Below are 18815 nucleotides of genomic sequence, written 5' to 3'. Positions count from 1 at the left end.
TCGTAAAGCAAAAAGCCTTTGTAAGGCTTCTTACAGGATGTGTTGAAATTTGCGCGGACGTCTTGCCGGGTGCGGCCTGGGGGCGGGGGGCTGCAAAGCTTTTCAGGGCTTGAGCGCTTCGATGCGCAGCGTATCGCCATCCAGCCGGACCAGCGCGGGCTGGTTGTGCAGCGTGCGGTCCAGTTTGTCTTCGACAACGCGGTAGACGCCGGCCACGGCCAGCAGTTCGGCGTCCAGGTGCGTCGTGAAGATGCGGGCCGAGGTGTCGCCGCGCGCGCCGGCCATCGCCTTGCCGCGCAAGGGGCCGTAGACGTGGACGTTGCCGTCGGCGATGACTTCGGCGCCCTGGCTCACCATGCCGATCACCACCAGGTCCGTATGCCTCGCGTAGACGCGCTGGCCGGACCGCAGGGGCTTGGTGATGACCAGCGCCGAAGACGAGTGCGGGGCCGCGGGCGTGGGGCTGGGGGCCGATGTGGCGCCGCTGGCCTCGCGCGCGGGCAGGGGATCGGCGTCGGCCTTGCCGGCGGCGGGTTCCGTTTCGGCGGCGGCTTCGGTGGGCGCGGCCGCGGTTTCGACCGCCGCGGCCGGCACGGAAGGCACCGGCGTGGCGACGTCGTTGGGCAGCGCCGTATCGACCACGGGAGCGGGCCGGGCCGCGGGCGTGGACAGTTCCACCGGCGTCAGGCCGGCCGCGCGGGCGGCCTCCAGGTTGGCGCCTTCGGCCACGACGCCGATGGGGGGCAGGTTATGGCCCCGCAGCGCCGCCACCAGGGCGGTCCAATCGATCTTTTCCTCGACGCGGCTGGCGTCGATGACCACGGGTTCGTTCTCGAAGAAGCTGCCGGCGTCGGCCATGCGCTTGGCGAGCGCGGCCTCCAGGTGTTCAGGGTCGGCGCTGTGCAGAACCACCCGGATCGCATACAGGGTGGCGCTTTTGAAGTCCAGGGCTAGGGATTCAGTGTTCATCTTGGTTGTGGCTGGCGGTCCGGACGCCCGAAACAGGGGCGCGCAACCGGCTGCGGGATGTCGGGCATGATAACCCGCCCCGGGACGGCCCAGCGATGAAAAAGGCGCCAAAAGGCGCCTTTTCCCCAGCAATGCCGACGCGGCGCGTCAGCCTTGGGCCCAGGAGTCCCGCAAGGTCACGATGCGGTTCAGCACCGGCGCCTCGGGCGTGGAGTCCTTCAGGTCGGCCGTGAAGTAGCCCAGGCGCTCGAACTGCCAGGTGGCGCCCGGCGAGGCCACGGTGCCCGGTTCCAGCCAGGCCGTGACGGTCTGCTTGGAATTCGGGTTCAGGCAGGCCAGGAAGTCCTTGTCGCCGGCGTCGGGGCGGGCGTCGGCGAACAGGCGGTCGTACAGATGGATCTGGGCGGGAATCGCATGGGCCGCGCTGACCCAGGTGATGTTGCCCTTGACCTTGACGCTGTCGGCGCCCGGCGTGCCGCTCTTGGTGTCCGGCAGGTATTCGGCATGGACTTCGACGACGTCGCCGGCCTCGTTCTTGACGAAGCCGGTGCAGCGCACGACGTAGCCGTACTTCAGGCGCACGGTGTTGCCCGGGAACAGGCGGAAGTACTTCTTGGGCGCTTCTTCGCGGAAGTCGTCGCGTTCGATCCAGAGTTCGCGCGACAGCGGGAACTCGCGCACGCCGGCTTCCGGGTCGTGCGGGTTGCGCGGGGCGGTGCAGATCTCGGTCTGGCCTTCCGGGTAGTTGGTGATGACCAGCTTGACCGGGTCCAGCACGGCCACGGAGCGGGCGGCGATGGGATCCAGGTCGTCGCGCACGGCCTGCTCCAGCAGGCTGTAGTCGATGCGGGAGTCGGACTTGGACACCGCCGTGCGTTCGCAGAACAGGCGGATCGACGCCGGCGTGTAGCCGCGGCGGCGCAGGCCGAAGAGCGTGGGCATGCGGGGGTCGTCCCAGCCGTCCACGTGGCCTTCGCGCACCAGTTGCAGCAGCTTGCGCTTGCTGGTGACGACGTAGCTCAGGTTCAGGCGCGCGAATTCGTACTGGTGCGGCAGCGGCTGGGCCAGCCTGCCCAGTTCGGCCAGGCGCGCCAGGATCCAGTCGTAGAACGGGCGCTGGTCTTCGAATTCCAGCGTGCAGACGCTGTGCGTGATGCCTTCCAGGGCGTCTTCGACCGGGTGCGCCCAGCTATACATCGGGTAGATGCACCATTGGTCGCCCGTGCGGTGGTGGGTGGCGTGGCGCACGCGGTACATGACCGGGTCGCGCAGGTTGATGTTGGGCGAAGCCATGTTGATCTTCGCGCGCAGCACCAGGCTGCCGTCGGGATGCTTGCCGTCGCGCATTTCGCGCAGCAGCGCGAGCGATTCCGCGGCGGGGCGGTCGCGCCACGGCGAATTGACGCCGGGTTCGGTCAGCGTGCCGCGGTTGGCGCGGATCTCGTCGGCGCTCTGTTCGTCCACATAGGCGTGGCCGGCCTCGATCAGCGCCTCGGCGAACTCGTACATGTAGCCGAAGTAGTCGCTGGCGAAGTACAGGTTGTCGTTGCCGTCGGCCTTCCAGTCGAAGCCCAGCCAGTGCACGGCCTCGATGATGGCGTCGACGTACTCCTGGTCTTCCTTTTCGGGGTTGGTGTCGTCGAAGCGCAGGTGGCAGACGCCGCCGAAATCGCGCGCCAGCCCGAAGTTCACGCAGATGCTCTTGGCGTGGCCGATGTGCAGGTAGCCGTTGGGCTCCGGCGGAAAGCGCGTGCGGATGCGGGCCGGATCCAGTCCGCCCTGTTGTTGCAAGGCCGCCGGGCCAGGCTTGCCCGCCCAACGCTTGCCTGCGAAGCGCTGGGCTTCGAGGTCGTCTTGGACGATGTTCAGCAGGAAATTCGATGCAGCAGGGGTCGGCGTCGTGGCGGAGGTCATTCTTGAAAGAATAGGAAAAAGCAGCGACAAAGCGTCAATTTTGCCACGTTCCGCAGTCAGCCTCTTTTCGGGGGGGGGGGCAACCGGTTTCAAACTGGCCCCACAGTCTTGTAACTGGCTCTACACTACGGGCCATTATGGACATATCCACGCTATCCCTGGCCCGCGCGCAGTTCGTGGCCAGCCTGAGCTTCCTGGCGCTGTTCCTGGCCGTCTCCCTGGCTCTCGCCTGGGTGCTGCTGTTCTTCAAGATACGGGCCCGCTGGTCCGGCCATGGCGGGTGGACGGCCGCCTACCGCTTCTGGGTGCGGATATTCGCGCTGGCCTTCGTGCTGACCCTGGCGGCCAGCGTGCCGGTGCTGATCCAGATCGGCAGCCTGTGGGCGGGGCTGATGGACAAGATCGGCAATGTGGCCGGCCCCTTGCTGGGCTACGGCATCCTGTCGGTGTTCATCCTGAAGTCGTGCTTCCTCGGGGTCATGCTGTTCGGCCAGCGGCGCGTTTCCGACGGCGCCCATACGCTGGCGGTGCTGATGGTGGCGGTGGGGCAACTGGTGGCGGTGTTCTGGGTGCTGGCCCTGCAATCCTGGATGCAGACGCCGGACGGCGCCCTGCTGGTCGACGGCCGCTACCAGGTCTACGACTGGACGGCCGTGGTGCTGAATCCGTCGGTGGGCTGGCGCATGGCCACGGTGGCGGTGGGCGCCGCGCTGGCCGCCTCCTTCCTGATGATGGGCGTGACCGCGTTGCAGGCGTTGCGGCGGCCGCTGGGCGACGGCGAACGCAGCGCGTTCAGGACGGCGCTGGTGATCGCGGTGGTGGCCGCGCTCATGCAGTTGCCGGTCGCCACCGGCGCCGGGCAGATGGTCGCGAAGCTGCAGCCGGCCAAGGCGGCCGCGGCGGCCGGTTTCTGGGAAAGCGGCGCCGAGCCGAGCCTGGTGCTGTTCGGCTGGCCGGACGCCCGCAACCATACGAACGTGGCCGACCTGACCCTGCGCAATATGGGCGGGATGTGGCTGCATCGCAACCCGGACGGCACTTACCAGGGCCTGGACAAGTATTCGGGCATGCTGCCGCCGGTCGCGCTGACCTTCTGGTCGCTGCGCGTGGCGGCCGCGCTGGGCCTGCTGATGCTGGCCGTGGCCTGCGTGACCTTCCTGTGGACCTTCCGGCGCGGGCTGGATCCGTCGACGCTGCCGCGCTGGTGGCAGCGGGTCATGTGCGGCATGATGTTCTCGGGCGGCATCGCGGTCGTGGCCGGATGGTGGGTGTCCATCATCGGCCTGCAGCCGTTCGCGGTGAACGGCACCATCACGCAATCCGAGGTCCTGGGCTCGGTGTCTTCCAGCACCGTCCTCTATGGCCTGGCCGGCTACGGGGTGCTGTACGCCCTGTTGCTGGCCGCGTTCGCCGGCATGCTGTTCCACGCGGCGCGCTACGGCGTCGTGCCCGTGCGCAAACTGGGCGGGGGGACGCCATGATCGCCATGCTGGCCGCCTCCCAGGGGCTGAACCCCGAAGATCCCTCGTTCTGGATGCCGCTGGCCTTCATGGCGCTGCTGTTCGTGGTGATCGCCGCGGGCATGGTGCTGGACGGCTTCGACCTGGGCGTGGGCATCCTGCTGCAACTGGCGCCGGAGCACGAGCGCGGCCGCATGATGAGTCTCTTGAGCCCATGGCGGGACGCCAACGAGTTCTGGCTGCTGCTGGGCATGGGGCTGTTCGCCGCGGCGTTCCCGTTCGCGTGGGGCGCGGTGCTGGGCAAGCTCTACGGGCCGCTCACTTGCATGGTGCTGGGCGCGGTGCTGCGCAGCGTCGCGTTCGAATTCCGCATCCGCGCGCGCAACGAAATGAAGCCGCGCTGGATCTTCGCGTTCTGGGCGGGGTCCCTGATCACCGCGTTCGGCCAGGGCATGATGCTGGGCCGGATCGCGACCGGCTACCAGTCCGACGCCGGCTACGGCTGGTTCGCCATGTTCGTGGGCCTGTGCGCGGTGGCGGCCTACGTCCTGCTGGGCGCGTCCTGGCTGGTCATGCGGGTGGACGGCGACCTGCAGCGGCGCGCCGCCAACTGGGCCCGCCACGCGATCCGCTGGACGGCGGTGGGCATGGTCGCGATCGCGGTGACGCTGGGGCTGGCCAATGCCGGCATCTTCTACAAGTGGAGCAACATCGCCCACCTGAGCCTGGCCGCCACGGTCTGGGTGCTGATGCTGGCCGGCTTCGTGGCCGCCGAAATGCTGCTGGCCCGGCTGCCGGGCCGGGCCGAGCGCTTCAGTTGGCTGCCCTTCGTGCTGTGCGTGGCCCTGTTCCTGCTGATGCTCAGCGGCCTGGCCTACAGCCTCTTCCCCTACCTGATCCTGGACGACATGACGCTGTGGGACGGCGCGGGCGCGCTGGGGTCGATGCGCCTCGTGTTGGCGGGCGCCGTCGTGGGGATCCCGGTGGTGCTGGTGTTCAACATCCTGGCCTACCGCTCGGTATTCGGCAAGGAGCGCGCGCCGGTGCCGCTGCTGCCGCCGCCGGGCTGAGCGGCGGGGTTGGGTGGCGGGGCTGGGCGGCGGGACTGGGCGGCGGGACTGGGCGGCGGGGCTGGGCGTAGGATTGGTGGAGCGCGGCAGTTCCTAGGTAAGAAGCTAGGTGCTGAACGCGCGCAACCCATGCGGCCATGGGCAGACAGTGCCCGGCATCGGCCCCAAAAAACAGTCTGCCCACGGCCGCATGGGTTGCGCGCGCTGGATACCTGAGTTCTTGCTTAAGAACTCTCGCGCTCCACCCATCCTACAGAACCGGTCTGGCGACGCGCTGGAGGATTTCCTCGCCGTAGGCTTCCAGCTTGCGGGCGCCCACGCCGCTGATGTGGCTCAGCGCATCCATGGACTCCGGCTGGGCCAGCGCGATCTCGCGCAGCGTGGCGTCGTGGAAGATGACGTAGGCCGGCACGCCGTGGCTCTTGGCGACTTCGCCGCGCCAGGCGCGCAGCGCTTCGAAGACGGGTTGTAGTTCGGCCGGCAGGTCGATGGCGGCCGCCTTGGGGCGCCCGCTGCCGGTCTTGCCCGAGCGCGTCTTTTTTTCCGATTCCCGGCGCAGCATCAGTTGCCGCTCGCCCTTGAGCACGGCCCGGCTGCCCTCGGTCAGGGCCAGGGTGCCGAAGCCTTCGTTGTCCACCGTCAGCAGGCCCTGCGCCAGCAACTGGCGCAGCACGCCGCGCCAGGCGGTGTCGCTGAGGTCTTCGCCCACGCCGAACACGCTGAGCGTTTCATGGCCGTGCTGCTTGGTGCGTTCGGTGACCTTGCCGCGCAGGATGTCGATGATGTGGCCCGCGCCGTAGCGCTGGCCGCGTTCCTTCCACAAGCGGTAGACGGCGGACAGCACCTTCTGCGCCGCGACCGTCCCGTCCCAGGCCTGCGGGGGATCCAGGCAGACGTCGCAGTTGCCGCAGGCCGTGATCTGCTGGCCGAAGTAGGCCAGCAGGCGCACGCGCCGACATTCCACCGTTTCGCACAGCCCCAGCATGGCGTCGAGCTGCTGGCCGAGCCGCCTGCGGTAGGACTCCTCGCCGGGCGATTCGTCGATCATGCGGCGCTGCTGCACCACGTCCTGCAAGCCATAGGCCAGCCAGGCGGTGGCGGGCAGGCCGTCGCGGCCGGCGCGGCCGGTCTCCTGGTAATAGCCTTCCACGGACTTGGGCAGGTCGATGTGGGCCACGAAGCGGACGTCGGGCTTGTCGATGCCCATGCCGAACGCAATGGTGGCCACCATGACCACGCCGTCCTCGCGCAGGAAGCGCGCCTGGTTGGCGGCGCGCACCTGGGGGCTGAGCCCGGCGTGGTACGGCATGGCGTCGATGCCCTGGTTGCACAGGAATTCCGCGGTTTCTTCCACGCGGGCCCGCGACAGGCCGTAGACCACGCCGGATTCGCCTTCGTGTTCGGTGCGGATCATTTCCAGCAACTGCTTGCGCACCTCGTTCTTTTCGATGATGCGGTAGCGGATATTGGGGCGGTCGAAGCTGGAAACGAAGTGGCGGGCGTCGTCCAGCGAAAGGCGCTGGGCGATTTCGCGGCGGGTGTCCGCGGTGGCGGTCGCCGTGAGCGCGATGCGCGGCACGTCGGGCCAGCGCTCGTGCAGCATCGACAGGCCCAGGTATTCCGGCCGGAAGTCATGGCCCCACTGGGACACGCAGTGGGCTTCGTCGATGGCGAACAGCGCGATGCGGCCGCGTTCCAGCAATTGCAGGCAGCGGTCGGTCAGCAGGCGTTCGGGGGCCACGTAGAGCAGGTCCAGCTCGCCGGCCAGGAAGGCCTGTTCGACGTCGCGGGCCACCCGCCACTCCTGCGTGGAATTCAGGAAGGCCGCGCGCACGCCCAGTTCGGTCAGGGCGTCGACCTGGTCCTGCATCAGCGCGATCAGGGGCGACACGACGATGCCGGTGCCTTCGCGGACCAGCGACGGGATCTGGTAACAGAGCGACTTGCCGCCGCCGGTGGGCATGAGGACCAGCGCGTCGCCGCCGTCGATCACCTGTTCGACAATGGCTTGCTGGTCGCCGCGGAAGGATTCGTAACCGAAGACGCGCTGCAACACGCCGAGGGCGCGCGCGTCAGACATGGGGGTAGGCCGGAAGCATCATGGCAGGGATTTTAAGCCCCAATTCCGGCGGCCCTCTTCCGAAGGGAGATTTCCGTCCTTGAGGCGGCCGGACTACCAGCTCAGCCAGGTGCCCCGCATGAAGGTGTCGACCGGCATGCTGAGGTTGGCGCGCCACTCGTAATCGCCCGACAGGATGTCGCGGTCGGCGCCGACCGCCAGCTTCACCTTGGGCGCCACGAACATGCTGTGGGACAGCCCCACGCGCTGTTCGGCCAGGGCGGAGCCTTCCCGCAGCCCGGAGTAGGTGCCGCTGAGGGTGCCCCAGCCCGTGATGGGAACGCCCGCCGACAGCGTGTTGCGGGTTTGCGCCGCCGAGGCCGCGCCGCCGGAGTACATGGACAGGTCGCCGAAGCCCGCGCCGGTCTGCTCGGCGGTGTAGCCCAGGTTGAGGGTGTCGGCCACGTCCACGCTGTAGCCGAAGCGGTAGCGCCAGGCGTTGACGGTGTCGAACGAGCTTTGCGTGGCTCCCGCCTGGAACGTGCCGTATTCGCCGGCGGCATAGGTGGTGCCCATGCCGCGCGTGGTGAGCGAGGGCGCGCTCTGCATCTGGCCTTCCAGGGTCAGGGCGGGCGTGAGGCCGTAGCGCACGCTGCCGCTGCCTACCGACGCCCCATAGTCGACGGCGCCCGAACTGGCGGCGGGATCCATGTTGTTGAGGCGGCCCAGCGATGAGGAATAGCCGAAGCTGCCTTCGGGAACCGTGGCGCCGGAGCCGGCCCAGTTCGAGATCTGCAGGCCGCCCACCGGGGCGCCGCTGCCCCAGGCCGGCGCGTTGGCGGTGATGTTGCCCACCGCGATGGAGGGGCCCGACGCGTTGCCGTAGACCCAGTTGCGGCTGCCGCCGTAGCGCAGGCCGTCCTGGCTGCCGGCGGAGGCGAACCAGGGACGCGACGGGCGCGATACGCCGGAAATCACGACGACCGGCACGCGCGGCACGTCCCCGTCCTCCAGGGCGAAAGAGTAATCGGGCGCGGGGGCCTCGGGGGCGGCGAGCGCCCCGCAGTCCGCCGGCAGCGGCTGGACATCGCCCGACAGCGCCGCCCCGGTGCCGGGTATCCCCAGGTCCAGGCCGTCGCTCTCGCCCGTGCCGTGCACCGTGGTGTCCAGGGCGGGTTCCATTGTTTGCAGGTCGCAGGGGGACGGATCGAGCGGCACCGCGCGCGATTCCAGGGACGGGGCGGGATGCACGGGGAGCGGCTGGACCGGCGCCAAGGCGCCGATACCGCGCGCCCAGCCGGTCGGGGCGCCCGGCGGCGGCAAGCGCGCGTCGGCCGGGCCGCCGAACGCGGGCGCCAGCGGCAAGACGGCGCCGGCCGCCAGCGCGGCGCGCGACAGCCATTTCCGCCGGATGATTGCAGGGGCGATCATAGGAACAGTGTAGAGAGGGGGCGCCGCGAATGCTGTAAACGTTCTTTAGCGGGCAGCGGCTGGCCGGCGCCTATTTTATCGCCGCGGCCGCGCTTTCACGAAAAGCGCGGGTAACGGCGCCCAACATCGTGCAACAGGTATATTTCAGTTGATTTCCTGCCTCTTGCGGCGGGACGCGGCGCACCGCACTATGGCATCCATGGACAATCCCCACACCAAGCTGTTGGTCGTCGACGACGATCCAGCCCTGCGGCAGTTGCTTGCCGACTACCTGAACCGGCACGGCTACGACACGCTGCTGGCGCCGGACGCCACCGACCTGTCTGCCCGCATCACCCGCTACGCCCCCGATCTGCTGGTGCTCGACCGCATGCTGCCCGGCGGCGACGGCGCGGACGCCTGTCGCCGCCTGCGCGAGCAGGGCGAGGACATCCCCGTCATCCTGCTGACCGCCCGCGACGAAGCGGTGGACCGCATCATCGGCCTGGAAGCGGGTGCCGACGACTACGTCGGAAAGCCCTTCGATCCGCGCGAGCTGCTGGCCCGCATCGAGGCCGTGCTGCGCCGCAAGCGGGGCCCGTCCGCCCTGACCAAGGATGCGCCGGTTTCGTTCGGCCCCTTCGTGTTCGACCCTTCCACGCGCCAGTTGTCGCGCGACGGCACCGTGGTCAAGCTCACCGGAGGCGAGATCAACCTGCTGGAGGCGCTGGTGCGCAACGCCGGCAAGCCGCTGTCGCGCGAACGCCTGCTGGCCCTGGCGCGCGACGACGACGCCGGCGAACGCAACGACCGGGCCATCGACATCGCCATCCTGCGCCTGCGGCGCGTCATCGAAGACGATCCCAAGCAGCCGCGCTGGATCCAGACGGTCTGGGGCATCGGCTACCGGTTTTCGCCCTGATGCGCTTCTCTCCCGGTTTTCTGGTGCCTCGGTCGCTGCGGGCGCGGCTGATCCTGCTGATCCTGGGGGCGGTCCTGCTGACGCAGGCGGCCACGCTGGTGACGGTGTCCTACTTCCGCCACAAGTTCATGGAAGACGTGGCCATCGGCTACATCGTCACCACGATCCGCACGCTGCGCGCCGCCGTGTCCCAGGTGCCGGCCGAGGACCGCGCCGATTTCGTGCGCACCGCCTCGCAGAACCAGTGGCGCCTGTGGTCGCGGGTGCTGCCGGCCGAAGCCAGGCTGCAGCGCTTCAACGGCCGCCGTCCGCCCCCTCCGCCCAAGGCCGCCCCGCGGCCTCCGCCCGCGGCGGCGGACTCGCAACTGCATGGGCCGCCGGCTTCGCCGCCGCCCGAAGAGCGCGACGACGACCGCGCCGACGAGCGGCACGAGGCCGACCGCGAACGCGAGCGCGAGCACGAAGAGCGCATGCGGCGCTACCAGCCCGAACCGGACGACATCCGCCGCGACCTCCGCGTGCTGGTGCAGCAGCTCAACGAACGCCTGAACGACGGCACCCGTGTCGCGCTGTCGCGCGGCCCCACGCCGGAAATCTTCATTTCGCTGGCCCCCAACTCGGCCAGCGAGGACGTGCCGCGCCTGCGCGAATGGCTGGTCATTCCGCTGGACCGCCTGGATCCGCCGGTGGCCACGCCCTTCATCGCCGCCTGGCTGGGCGGGCTGGGCCTGCTGCTGTTGCTGGCCGTGGGCTTCTCGTGGCACATCACGCGCCCGATCACCCGGCTGGCCGACGCCGCCGACCGCCTGGCCGCCGGGCAGCCGCAGCGCGTCGAACCCTCGGGCCCGCATGAAACCCGGGTGCTGGGCGAGCGCTTCAACGCCATGCTGGACGCGCTGTCCGAGTCCGATTCGGTGCGCCGGACCCTGCTGTCCGGCCTGCCGCACGACCTGAAAGGGCCGCTGTCGCGGATGTGGCTGCGCATTGAACTGGCCGACGACTCCAAGCTGAAAGAGGGCCTGCGGGCCGACCTGCAGGACATGCAGCACATGGTCGACCAGTTCATCGGCTTCGTGCGCGGGACCGACCCGGCCGCCTACCGCTACGCCTCCATGGCCCTGGGCGACTGGCTGACCGAGCGCGTGGGCGCCTGGCAGGGCGCGGGCACCGACATCCGCCTGCGGACCGCCGACGAGGACGCCGCGCTGATGGTGCAGGCGGACGCCGTGGCGCTGGGACGGCTGCTGGACAACCTGATCGGCAACGCCCTGAACCACGGCGCGCCGCCGGTCGACGTCGCGCTGCGCCGGGAAGGGCGCTACGCGGTCCTGGACGTGGCCGACCATGGCCCCGGCATCGTGCCGGAGCGCCGCCAGGAGGCCCTGCGCCCGTTCAGCCGGCTTGACGACGCGCGCACGCGCACCGGCAGCGTCGGCCTGGGCCTGGCCCTGGCCGAGGCCATCGCGCGCGCGCACGGCGGGTCGCTGGAACTGCGCGAAGCCGAATCCGGCGGCCTGGGCGTGCGGGTCAAGCTGCCTTTGTCGGAAGCCGCATAGGGCCGGGCCGTCCCAGGGCGGCCCGTCCTTACGGTACGATGCATCCTGCTTCGTCCTTTGCCGTTCCCGCACCATGGCCATCCAGTCCGATTCGCTTTCCTCCCGCCCCGACGCCCCCCGTATCGTGGCGCCGCAGCCGGTGTCTCCCAACGAGGAGTCGATCGAACGCGCCCTGCGGCCCAAGGCGCTGGACGAATACGTGGGGCAGCAGCGCGCCCGCGAACAGCTCGAGATCTTCATCGCCGCCGCCAGGAAGCGCGGCGAGGCACTGGACCACGTGCTGCTGTTCGGCCCGCCGGGCCTGGGCAAGACCACGCTGGCCCACATCATCGCGCGCGAAATGGGCGTGCAGTTGCGCCAGACATCCGGCCCGGTGCTGGAACGCCCCGGCGACCTGGCCGCGCTGCTGACCAACCTCGAAAAGAACGACGTCCTGTTCATCGACGAAATCCACCGCCTGTCGCCCGTGGTCGAGGAAATCCTCTATCCGGCGCTGGAGGACTTCCAGATCGACATCCTGATCGGCGAAGGCCCCGCCGCGCGCAGCGTGAAGCTGGACCTGCAGCCTTTCACCCTGGTGGGCGCCACCACGCGGGCCGGCATGCTGACCAACCCGCTGCGCGACCGCTTCGGCATCGTGTCGCGGCTGGAGTTCTACAACGCCGCCGACCTGGGCCGCATCGTGACGCGCAGCGCGGGCCTGCTGAACGCCGGCATCACGCCCGACGGCGCGGCCGAAGTGGCGCGCCGCGCCCGCGGCACGCCGCGCATCGCCAACCGGCTGCTGCGCCGCGTGCGCGACTACGCCGAGGTCAAGGCCAGCGGCACCATCGACGCCGACGTCGCCGGCCGCGCGCTGGCCATGCTCGAGGTCGACCCCCAGGGGCTGGACCTGATGGACCGCAAGCTGCTCGAGGCCATCGTCCACAAGTTCGATGGGGGCCCCGTCGGCGTGGACAGCCTGGCGGCGGCCATCGGCGAAGAGCGCGACACGATCGAGGACGTCATCGAACCCTATCTGATCCAGCACGGCTACCTGCAGCGCACGCCGCGCGGCCGCACCGCGACGCTCACGACGTGGCGCCACCTGGGGCTGACCCCGCCCGCCGGCACCGCCAGCGGGTCCGGCGATCTCTTCGGCAAATAGGCCGCCGCCTGCCGGCGGCGCGGCGGGTTTATCATCCGGGAGTACCGTTACCCTTTCGCGATCCAAGGACCGAATTCCCATGCAGCCCGAATTGCCCACTTACGATGATGTCGCGCGCGCCAGCGAGCGCCTGGCCGGCAACGCGCACCGCACGCCCGTCTTGACCTCAGCCACCGCCGACGCGCTCAGCGGCGCCTCGCTGTTCTTCAAGTGCGAGAACTTCCAGCGCATGGGCGCCTTCAAGTTCCGCGGCGGGTACAACGCCATCGCGCGCCTGACGCCCGAACAGCGGGCCGCGGGCGTCGTGACGTTTTCCTCGGGCAACCACGCGCAGGCCATCGCCCTGGCGTCCCGGCTGCAAGGCGTGCAGGCCACCATCATCATGCCGCTGGACGCGCCCGCGGCCAAGCGTGCCGCCACCGAAGGCTATGGCGGCAAGATCGTCACCTACGACCGCTACACCGAGGACCGCGAGGCCATCGCGCGCCGCATCCAGGCGGAAACGGGCGCCACGCTGATCCCGCCCTACGACCACGAGGACGTGATCGCCGGCCAGGGCACCGCCGCCAAGGAGCTGTTCGAGGAAGTGGGCGAACTGGACTACCTGTTCGTCTGCCTGGGCGGCGGCGGGCTGCTGGCCGGTTCGGCCCTGTCCGCCTTCGCGCTGAGCCCGCGCTGCCTGGTCTACGGGGTCGAGCCCGAGGCCGGCAACGATGGCCAGCAGTCCCTGCGCAAAGGTGAAATCGTCCGAATTCCAGCCCCCAAGACCCTGGCCGACGGCGCCGCCACGACGCACCTCGGCAATCTGACCTTCCCGCTGATCCAGAAGTACGTCCGCGACATCGTCACGGTGACGGACGAGCAACTGGTCGCCACCATGAAGTTCTTCGCCGAACGCATGAAGATGGTGGTGGAGCCCACCGGTTGCCTGGCCGCGTCCGCCGTCATGCAGAACGTGGTGCCGGTGCGCGGCGCCCGGGTCGGGGTCATCATCAGCGGCGGCAACGTCGATCTTCCGGCCTACGCCAAGTTGCTGGCGGCCTGACGCGCCTGGCGGCGGCCCGCAAGCGGGCCGCCGATGCGCGCTTGCGGTTGTCGCCCGTGCAAGGCAGAATCGGGGCTGAATCCTGACGAACAGGGGCTGCGACATGCGTATCCTTGTCATCGGCGGCACCGGTTTCATCGGCCGTCACCTGGTAGCGCGGCTGTCCGCGGACCAGCATCAGATCATCGTGCCCACCCGTCTTTACGGCCGCGGGCGCGATCTGCAGATCCTCCCCACCACCACCCTGCTCGAATGCGACGTGCACGACGACGCCACGCTGGACGGCCTGGCGCAAGGCTGCGACGCGGTCGTGAACCTGGTGGGCATCCTGCACGGCAAGGCCGGCCGGCCCTACGGATCGGATTTCGCGCGGGCGCACGTCCTGCTGCCGCAGCGCATCGCGCAGGCGTGCCGCCGCCAGCGCGTGCCCCGCATGCTGCACGTCAGCGCGCTGGGCGCGGACTCCGGCGGCAACAGCATGTACCAGCGCTCCAAGGGCGACGGCGAAGCCGCCATCAAGAAGGAATTCGCGGATTGGCGCGAAGGCGGCTGGACGATCTTCCGCCCTTCCGTCGTCTTCGGCCCCGACGACCAGTTCACCAATATGTTCGCCCGGCTCGCCCGCTGGCTGCCCGTGCTGCCGCTGGCGGGCGCGCACGTGCGCATGCAGCCGGTGTACGTGGGCGACGTGGTGGCGGCCCTGGTGTCGGCGCTGGGCAACACGCACACCTGCGGCAAGACCTACGAACTGGGCGGCCCGCAGGTCTACACGCTGGGCGAGATCGCGCGCCTGTGCGCCGCCTGGAGCGGCCATCCGCGGCCGGTGATCGGCATGCCGATGGGCGTGGGCCGCCTGCAGGCCATGCTGTTCGAATGCCTGCCGGGCAGGCCGCTGATGTCGCGCGACAACCTGGATTCCCTGCGCCGCGACAACGTCTGCACGGGGCCGATCGCTCCCGAACTGCACGTGGTGCCGACCGGCCTGGAGGCCGTCGCGCCCCGCTATCTGTAATCAGCGCACCAGGGCCTTCAGCGCCTGCTTGATGCCGTCGGACACGCCCACGCCTTCGGGCAGCGTCTTCAGGGCCGACAGCGATTCCTTTTCGGAGTAGCCGAGCGCCAGCAGCGCGTTCAGGATGTCGGACTGGTTGTCGGGCGTGGCGTGCGCGGTGGCGCCGATGTCCGCGCCCAGCTTGCCGCGCATTTCCAGCAGCAGGCGTTCCGCGGTTTTCTTGCCGATGCCGGGCACGCGGGTCAGGCGGCCCGATTCCTGCAAGGTGATGGCCTGGGCCAGGTCCGCCACCGACAGCCCCGATAGCACCGACAGCGCGGTGCGCGCGCCGATGCCGCTGACCTTGATCAGTTCGCGGAAGGCGCTGCGTTCGGCCGCCGTGGCGAAGCCGTAGAGAATGTGGGCGTCCTCGCGCACCGTCAGGTGCGTGTAGAGCGTGACGCGCGCGCCGGTGTCCGGCAGGGAGTACAGCGTGCTCATGGGCACGTCGATGTCATAGCCCAGACCGCCCACGTCCACGCAGATCGTGGGCGGGAGTTTCTCGATCAGGGTTCCGGTGATGCGTCCGATCATGGTGATTGAAGGCCTGGCAATGGTGAGGCCGCCGAATGCGCGGCGAATGCGGGGATTCTATACGCGCGGGCGCGCGCGGGGGAAAAGCGGGGGAAAACGCTCAGCCGATCAGGCGGCCATTGCGGATGCGGGTCTTGCCGCCCATGCGCAGGGTGGCGCCCAGGCGCTCGAGCTTTTCCTGCATGGGCCCGGCGTGGGCGTGGCAGATCGCGCAGGCCAGCGCGTCGGCCGAGTCGGGCGAGGGCGCGCCGTCCAGCGCCAGCAGGTGCTGCACCATCATCTGCACCTGCTCCTTGGCGGCGCGGCCGGTGCCGACCACGGCTTTCTTGATCTGCAGCGCGGTGTACTCGTGCACGGCCAGCGAACTGTCGGCCAGGGCGCACAGCGCCGCGCCGCGCGCCTGGCCCAGGAGCAGCGTGGAGGCGGGGTTGGTGTTCAGGAAGATGATTTCGAGCGCGGCGACGTCAGGTTGCGTGTCGCGCGCCACCTGGCGCAGGTTGTCCAGGATGACTTTCAGCCGTTCGGACAGGGTCAGCGCCGGCGGGACCACGATGGTCCCGCTGGAGACGTAGCGCAGCCGCGGCCCGTCGGCATCGATCACACCGAAGCCGGTGCGGCGCAGGCCGGGATCGATGCCGAGGACGCGCATCAGTGGCGGAAGTGGCGGGTGCCGGTCAGCACCATGGCGATGCCATGCTCGTCGGCCGCGGCGATGACTTCGTCGTCGCGCACGCTGCCGCCGGGCTGGATCACGCAGGTCGCGCCCGCCGCCACCACCACGTCCAGGCCGTCGCGGAACGGGAAGAAGGCGTCCGAGGCCACGGCCGAGCCCTTCAGGGTCAGGCCGGCGTTCTCCGCCTTGATGGAGGCGATGCGGGCCGAGTCGATGCGGCTCATCTGGCCGGCGCCCACGCCCAGGGTCATGCCCCCGCCCACGAACACGATGGCGTTGGACTTGACGTACTTGGCGACCTTCCAGGCGAAGGCCAGGTCGTTCATTTCCTGTTCGGTGGGCTGGCGCTTGCTGACCACCTTGAGCGCGTCGCGCGGCACGTTGTAGGCGTCCGGGCTCTGCACCAGCCAGCCGCCGCCCACGCGCTTGATGTCGAAGGCGTTCTGGCCCGTGCCCATGGGCACTTCCAGCACGCGCACGTTCTTCTTGGCGGCCAGGACGGCCAGCGCCGCGCCGTCGTAGGCGGGGGCCAGCAGCACTTCCAGGAACTGCGAACTCACGGCTTCGGCCGTGGCGGCGTCCACCGGTCGGTTGAAGGCGATGATGCCGCCGAAGGCGGAGGTCGGGTCGGTCTTGAAGGCCTGCTGGTAGGCCTCCAGGGTGCCCGCCGCGACGGCTACGCCGCAGGGGTTGGCGTGCTTGACGATGACGCAGGCGGGCGCTTCGAAGCTGCGCGCGCATTCCCAGGCGGCGTCGGCGTCCGCGATGTTGTTGTAGGACAGTTCCTTGCCCTGCAACTGGCGGTAATTGCCCAGCAGGCCGGCCGGACGCTGCGCGTCGACGTAGAAGGCGGCGGTCTGGTGGGGGTTTTCGCCGTAGCGCAGCGCCTGTTCCTGCTTGACCTGCAGGGTCAGGGTGCCGGGCCATTCGCTGCGGGCCGGCACGGCTTCCTGCTTGGGCTCGGCTTCGGTCAGGCTGGTCAGGTAGGCGGCGATGGCGCCGTCGTAGGCGGCGGTGTGGGCATAGACCTTGGCGGCCAGCGCCAGGCGCAGGCCGTAGGACGTGGCGCCGCCCTTGTCCATTTCCGACAGCACGCGCGAGTAGTCGACGGGGTCGATCACCACTGTCACGCCGCCGGCTTCGGTGCCGTGGTTCTTGGCCGCCGCGCGCAGCATGGCCGGCCCGCCGATGTCGATGTTCTCGACGGCGTCGGCGAAGGTGCAATCGGGCTTGGCCACCGTTTCGCGGAACGGATACAGGTTGACCACCAGCATGTCGATGCGATCGATGCCCGCCGCCTTGATGGTGTCCATGTGTTCGGCGCTGTCGCGGCGCGCCAGCAGGCCGCCGTGGATCTTCGGGTGCAGCGTCTTGACGCGGCCGTCGAGGATTTCGGGCGAACCGGTATGGGCGGCCACTTCGGTCACGGTCAGGCCGGAGTCGGCCAGCAGCTTGGCGGTGCCGCCGGTCGACAGCAGGCGCACGCCGCGCGCGGCCAGGGCGCGGGCAAATTCAACGATGCCGGTCTTGTCGGACACCGAAAGCAGGGCGGTTTCGATTTTCATGGTGAGGGACGGGAGTGGGGCGGGTACGCCTTCCTCGTTCTGGTCAGGATGGGAAATCTGGAGGGCGGACGGCGCGTCGCGGCGGCCGTCCGCGCGGGAAAGCTATACCTGGATATTGTGCGCCAGCAGCTTCTTGCGCAGGGTGTTGCGGGTGATGCCCAGCATTTCGGACGCGCGCGACTGGTTGCCGCCGGACCGCTCCAGCGCCACTTCGAGCACCGGGCGTTCCACGCAACGCATCACCATGTCCCACATGTCGTGGGGCTCGGATTCGCCCAAGTCTTCGAAATAGCGCTCCAGGCTGGCGCGCACGCATTCTTCCAGGACATCTTTCTTGCTCATTTGAGTACAGATATTTTTATGTTGGTGTTGAGGCGGTCATGCCGCCAGCAGGGCTTCTGCGACCGGCGCCGGATAAGGCCCGCCGTCGCGCGAGATGATGTCGAACCAGTCCGACACGGCCCGCCACTGGTCTCGGGTATTGTCGATCAGATTCATGCGGGCGCAGAACGAATCCGCGCCCGGCAGGCCGTCCAGGTACCAGCCGATGTGCTTGCGCGCCGTGCGTACGCCGGTGTGCTCGCCGTAGAACCGGTAGTGGTCGTCGAGATGTTCGAGCAGCAGCTCGCGCATTTCCCCGTAAGAGGGAGGGGCCAGTGTTTCGCCCGTGCGCAGGTAGTGGTCGATTTCGCGGAAAATCCAGGGACGGCCTTGGGCCGCCCGGCCGATCATGACCGCGTCGGCGCCAGTGTAATCCAGGACGCGCCTGGCTTTTTCAGGAGAATCGATATCCCCGTTGGCAATCACGGGAATGTCCAGCTCCGCCTTGACGGCGCGGATAGTGTCATATTCCGCCTCTCCCGTATAGAGGTCGGCGCGGGTGCGGCCGTGCAGGGTCAGGGCGGAGATGCCGGCGTTTTCGGCCATTTTGGCCACCCGCAGGGCGTTGCGGCTTTCGCGGTCCCAGCCGGTCCGGGTCTTGAGGGTGACCGGCACGCCCAGGGGCGCGCAGGCGGACACCACGGCATCGAGGATGCGGGCGATCAGGTCTTCGTGGCGCAGCAGCGCCGACCCGGAGGCGACGTTGCAGACCTTCTTGACCGGGCAGCCCATATTGATGTCGATGATCCGGGCCCCTTTATTGGCGTTGAACACCGCGGCCTCCGCCATCATGGCGGGGTCGGCGCCGGCGATCTGCACCGAGATCGGGGCGATTTCGCCGTCGTGGTTCAGGCGGCGGGAGGTCTTGACGCTATCCCACAGCTTCGGGTTGCTGGCGGCCATTTCCGACACGGCATAGCCCGCCCCCAGCTTCTTGCAAAGCTGGCGGAAAGGACGGTCCGTCACGCCCGCCATGGGCGCGACAAGAACGTTGTTGGGAAGAGACCACTGGCCTATGCGCATGCTCACATTTTAACCGGCTCGATCGAACCCCCTTTT

Annotated in this window: 16 protein-coding genes; 7 read left to right on the top strand and 9 right to left on the bottom strand. The window is 69.2% G+C overall.

Annotated elements, in window-relative coordinates:
• Positions 1–102: 102 nt before the first annotated feature.
• Together minC and AVE30378_RS02020 are read right to left on the bottom strand one after the other, a co-directional pair.
• The gene (gene minC, locus AVE30378_RS02025) at positions 103–969 is read right to left on the bottom strand and encodes a septum site-determining protein MinC (RefSeq protein ID WP_129239101.1); all 867 of its coding nucleotides are present in this window, start codon (positions 967–969) and stop codon (positions 103–105) included.
• A gap of 147 nt (positions 970–1116) precedes the next feature.
• A complete protein-coding gene (locus AVE30378_RS02020; RefSeq protein ID WP_129239100.1) occupies positions 1117–2883 on the bottom strand; it encodes a glutamine--tRNA ligase/YqeY domain fusion protein in 1767 nt (588 codons plus the stop codon).
• A 137-nt stretch (positions 2884–3020) separates the two neighbouring features.
• Between AVE30378_RS02020 and AVE30378_RS02015 the strand changes: the two genes are divergently transcribed.
• A complete protein-coding gene (locus tag AVE30378_RS02015; RefSeq protein ID WP_129239099.1) occupies positions 3021–4364 on the top strand; it encodes a cytochrome ubiquinol oxidase subunit I in 1344 nt (447 codons plus the stop codon).
• Entirely contained in the window at positions 4361–5413 is a 1053-nt protein-coding gene (locus AVE30378_RS02010; protein WP_129239098.1) for a cytochrome d ubiquinol oxidase subunit II, read from the top strand. The genes AVE30378_RS02015 and AVE30378_RS02010 overlap by 4 nt, the downstream gene beginning before the upstream one ends.
• Positions 5414–5663: 250 nt before the next feature.
• Here the strand turns inward: AVE30378_RS02010 and recQ are convergent, their stop codons facing one another.
• Positions 5664–7493 (bottom strand): DNA helicase RecQ, encoded by a 1830-nt coding sequence (recQ, locus tag AVE30378_RS02005; protein WP_129239097.1) that lies wholly within the window; start codon positions 7491–7493, stop codon positions 5664–5666.
• Positions 7494–7586: 93 nt separating this feature from the next.
• Entirely contained in the window at positions 7587–8903 is a 1317-nt protein-coding gene (locus tag AVE30378_RS02000) for a fimbria/pilus outer membrane usher protein (protein ID WP_129239096.1), read from the bottom strand.
• 199 nt (positions 8904–9102) lie between these two features.
• Between AVE30378_RS02000 and AVE30378_RS01995 the strand changes: the two genes are divergently transcribed.
• The 5 genes from AVE30378_RS01995 (at position 9103) to AVE30378_RS01975 (ending at position 14564) form a co-directional block, all read left to right on the top strand.
• Entirely contained in the window at positions 9103–9804 is a 702-nt protein-coding gene (locus AVE30378_RS01995; protein WP_129239287.1) for a response regulator, read from the top strand.
• Positions 9804–11360 (top strand): sensor histidine kinase, encoded by a 1557-nt coding sequence (locus AVE30378_RS01990; RefSeq protein ID WP_129239095.1) that lies wholly within the window; start codon positions 9804–9806, stop codon positions 11358–11360. The genes AVE30378_RS01995 and AVE30378_RS01990 overlap by 1 nt, the downstream gene beginning before the upstream one ends.
• Positions 11361–11433: 73 nt before the next feature.
• Positions 11434–12507 (top strand): Holliday junction branch migration DNA helicase RuvB, encoded by a 1074-nt coding sequence (gene ruvB / locus AVE30378_RS01985; protein WP_129239094.1) that lies wholly within the window; start codon positions 11434–11436, stop codon positions 12505–12507.
• A gap of 79 nt (positions 12508–12586) precedes the next feature.
• Complete coding sequence (locus tag AVE30378_RS01980; protein ID WP_129239093.1) at positions 12587–13552, top strand: threo-3-hydroxy-L-aspartate ammonia-lyase; 966 nt, start codon at positions 12587–12589, stop codon at positions 13550–13552.
• Positions 13553–13655: 103 nt separating this feature from the next.
• On the top strand, positions 13656–14564 hold the full coding sequence (locus tag AVE30378_RS01975; RefSeq protein WP_129239092.1) for a complex I NDUFA9 subunit family protein: 909 nt from the start codon (positions 13656–13658) through the stop codon (positions 14562–14564).
• Here the strand turns inward: AVE30378_RS01975 and ruvA are convergent, their stop codons facing one another.
• From ruvA to dusB, 5 genes are all read right to left on the bottom strand, one after another.
• On the bottom strand, positions 14565–15137 hold the full coding sequence (gene ruvA, locus AVE30378_RS01970; protein WP_129239091.1) for a Holliday junction branch migration protein RuvA: 573 nt from the start codon (positions 15135–15137) through the stop codon (positions 14565–14567).
• A 100-nt stretch (positions 15138–15237) separates the two neighbouring features.
• Positions 15238–15786, bottom strand: a complete 549-nt coding sequence (gene ruvC, locus AVE30378_RS01965; protein ID WP_129239090.1) for a crossover junction endodeoxyribonuclease RuvC — start codon at positions 15784–15786, stop codon at positions 15238–15240.
• A complete protein-coding gene (gene purH, locus AVE30378_RS01960; RefSeq protein WP_129239089.1) occupies positions 15786–17375 on the bottom strand; it encodes a bifunctional phosphoribosylaminoimidazolecarboxamide formyltransferase/IMP cyclohydrolase in 1590 nt (529 codons plus the stop codon). Before purH ends, ruvC begins: the two co-directional genes overlap by 1 nt.
• A 102-nt stretch (positions 17376–17477) precedes the next feature.
• Positions 17478–17717 carry a helix-turn-helix domain-containing protein gene (locus AVE30378_RS01955; protein WP_006217670.1) on the bottom strand — a complete coding sequence of 80 codons (240 nt, stop codon included), beginning with the start codon at positions 17715–17717 and terminating at the stop codon, positions 17478–17480.
• Between the two features lie 36 nt (positions 17718–17753).
• Positions 17754–18779, bottom strand: a complete 1026-nt coding sequence (gene dusB / locus AVE30378_RS01950) for a tRNA dihydrouridine synthase DusB (RefSeq protein ID WP_165360058.1) — start codon at positions 18777–18779, stop codon at positions 17754–17756.
• Between the last annotated feature and the right edge of the window lie 36 nt (positions 18780–18815).

This window comes from Achromobacter veterisilvae (genome assembly GCF_900496975.1).
Classification (GTDB): Bacteria; Pseudomonadota; Gammaproteobacteria; order Burkholderiales; family Burkholderiaceae_B; genus Achromobacter; species Achromobacter veterisilvae.
The sequence above is the reverse complement of the archived record's forward strand: the minus strand, read 5'-3'. Positions and strand labels throughout refer to the sequence as shown.

Excerpts from the sequence above, each read along its gene's own strand:
- recQ (WP_129239097.1), bottom strand. The coding sequence starts at position 7,493 with ATGTCTGACGCGCGCGCCCTCGGCGTGTTGCAGCGCGTCTTCGGTTAC.
- AVE30378_RS01995 (WP_129239287.1), top strand. The coding sequence starts at position 9,103 with ATGGACAATCCCCACACCAAGCTGTTGGTCGTCGACGACGATCCAGCC.
- ruvC (WP_129239090.1), bottom strand. The coding sequence starts at position 15,786 with ATGCGCGTCCTCGGCATCGATCCCGGCCTGCGCCGCACCGGCTTCGGT.
- AVE30378_RS01990 (WP_129239095.1), top strand. The coding sequence starts at position 9,804 with ATGCGCTTCTCTCCCGGTTTTCTGGTGCCTCGGTCGCTGCGGGCGCGG.
- AVE30378_RS02010 (WP_129239098.1), top strand. The coding sequence starts at position 4,361 with ATGATCGCCATGCTGGCCGCCTCCCAGGGGCTGAACCCCGAAGATCCC.
- dusB (WP_165360058.1), bottom strand. The coding sequence starts at position 18,779 with ATGCGCATAGGCCAGTGGTCTCTTCCCAACAACGTTCTTGTCGCGCCC.
- purH (WP_129239089.1), bottom strand. The coding sequence starts at position 17,375 with ATGAAAATCGAAACCGCCCTGCTTTCGGTGTCCGACAAGACCGGCATC.
- AVE30378_RS01955 (WP_006217670.1), bottom strand. The coding sequence starts at position 17,717 with ATGAGCAAGAAAGATGTCCTGGAAGAATGCGTGCGCGCCAGCCTGGAG.
- minC (WP_129239101.1), bottom strand. The coding sequence starts at position 969 with ATGAACACTGAATCCCTAGCCCTGGACTTCAAAAGCGCCACCCTGTAT.
- AVE30378_RS01980 (WP_129239093.1), top strand. The coding sequence starts at position 12,587 with ATGCAGCCCGAATTGCCCACTTACGATGATGTCGCGCGCGCCAGCGAG.
- ruvA (WP_129239091.1), bottom strand. The coding sequence starts at position 15,137 with ATGATCGGACGCATCACCGGAACCCTGATCGAGAAACTCCCGCCCACG.
- AVE30378_RS01975 (WP_129239092.1), top strand. The coding sequence starts at position 13,656 with ATGCGTATCCTTGTCATCGGCGGCACCGGTTTCATCGGCCGTCACCTG.
- AVE30378_RS02000 (WP_129239096.1), bottom strand. The coding sequence starts at position 8,903 with ATGATCGCCCCTGCAATCATCCGGCGGAAATGGCTGTCGCGCGCCGCG.
- ruvB (WP_129239094.1), top strand. The coding sequence starts at position 11,434 with ATGGCCATCCAGTCCGATTCGCTTTCCTCCCGCCCCGACGCCCCCCGT.
- AVE30378_RS02020 (WP_129239100.1), bottom strand. The coding sequence starts at position 2,883 with ATGACCTCCGCCACGACGCCGACCCCTGCTGCATCGAATTTCCTGCTG.
- AVE30378_RS02015 (WP_129239099.1), top strand. The coding sequence starts at position 3,021 with ATGGACATATCCACGCTATCCCTGGCCCGCGCGCAGTTCGTGGCCAGC.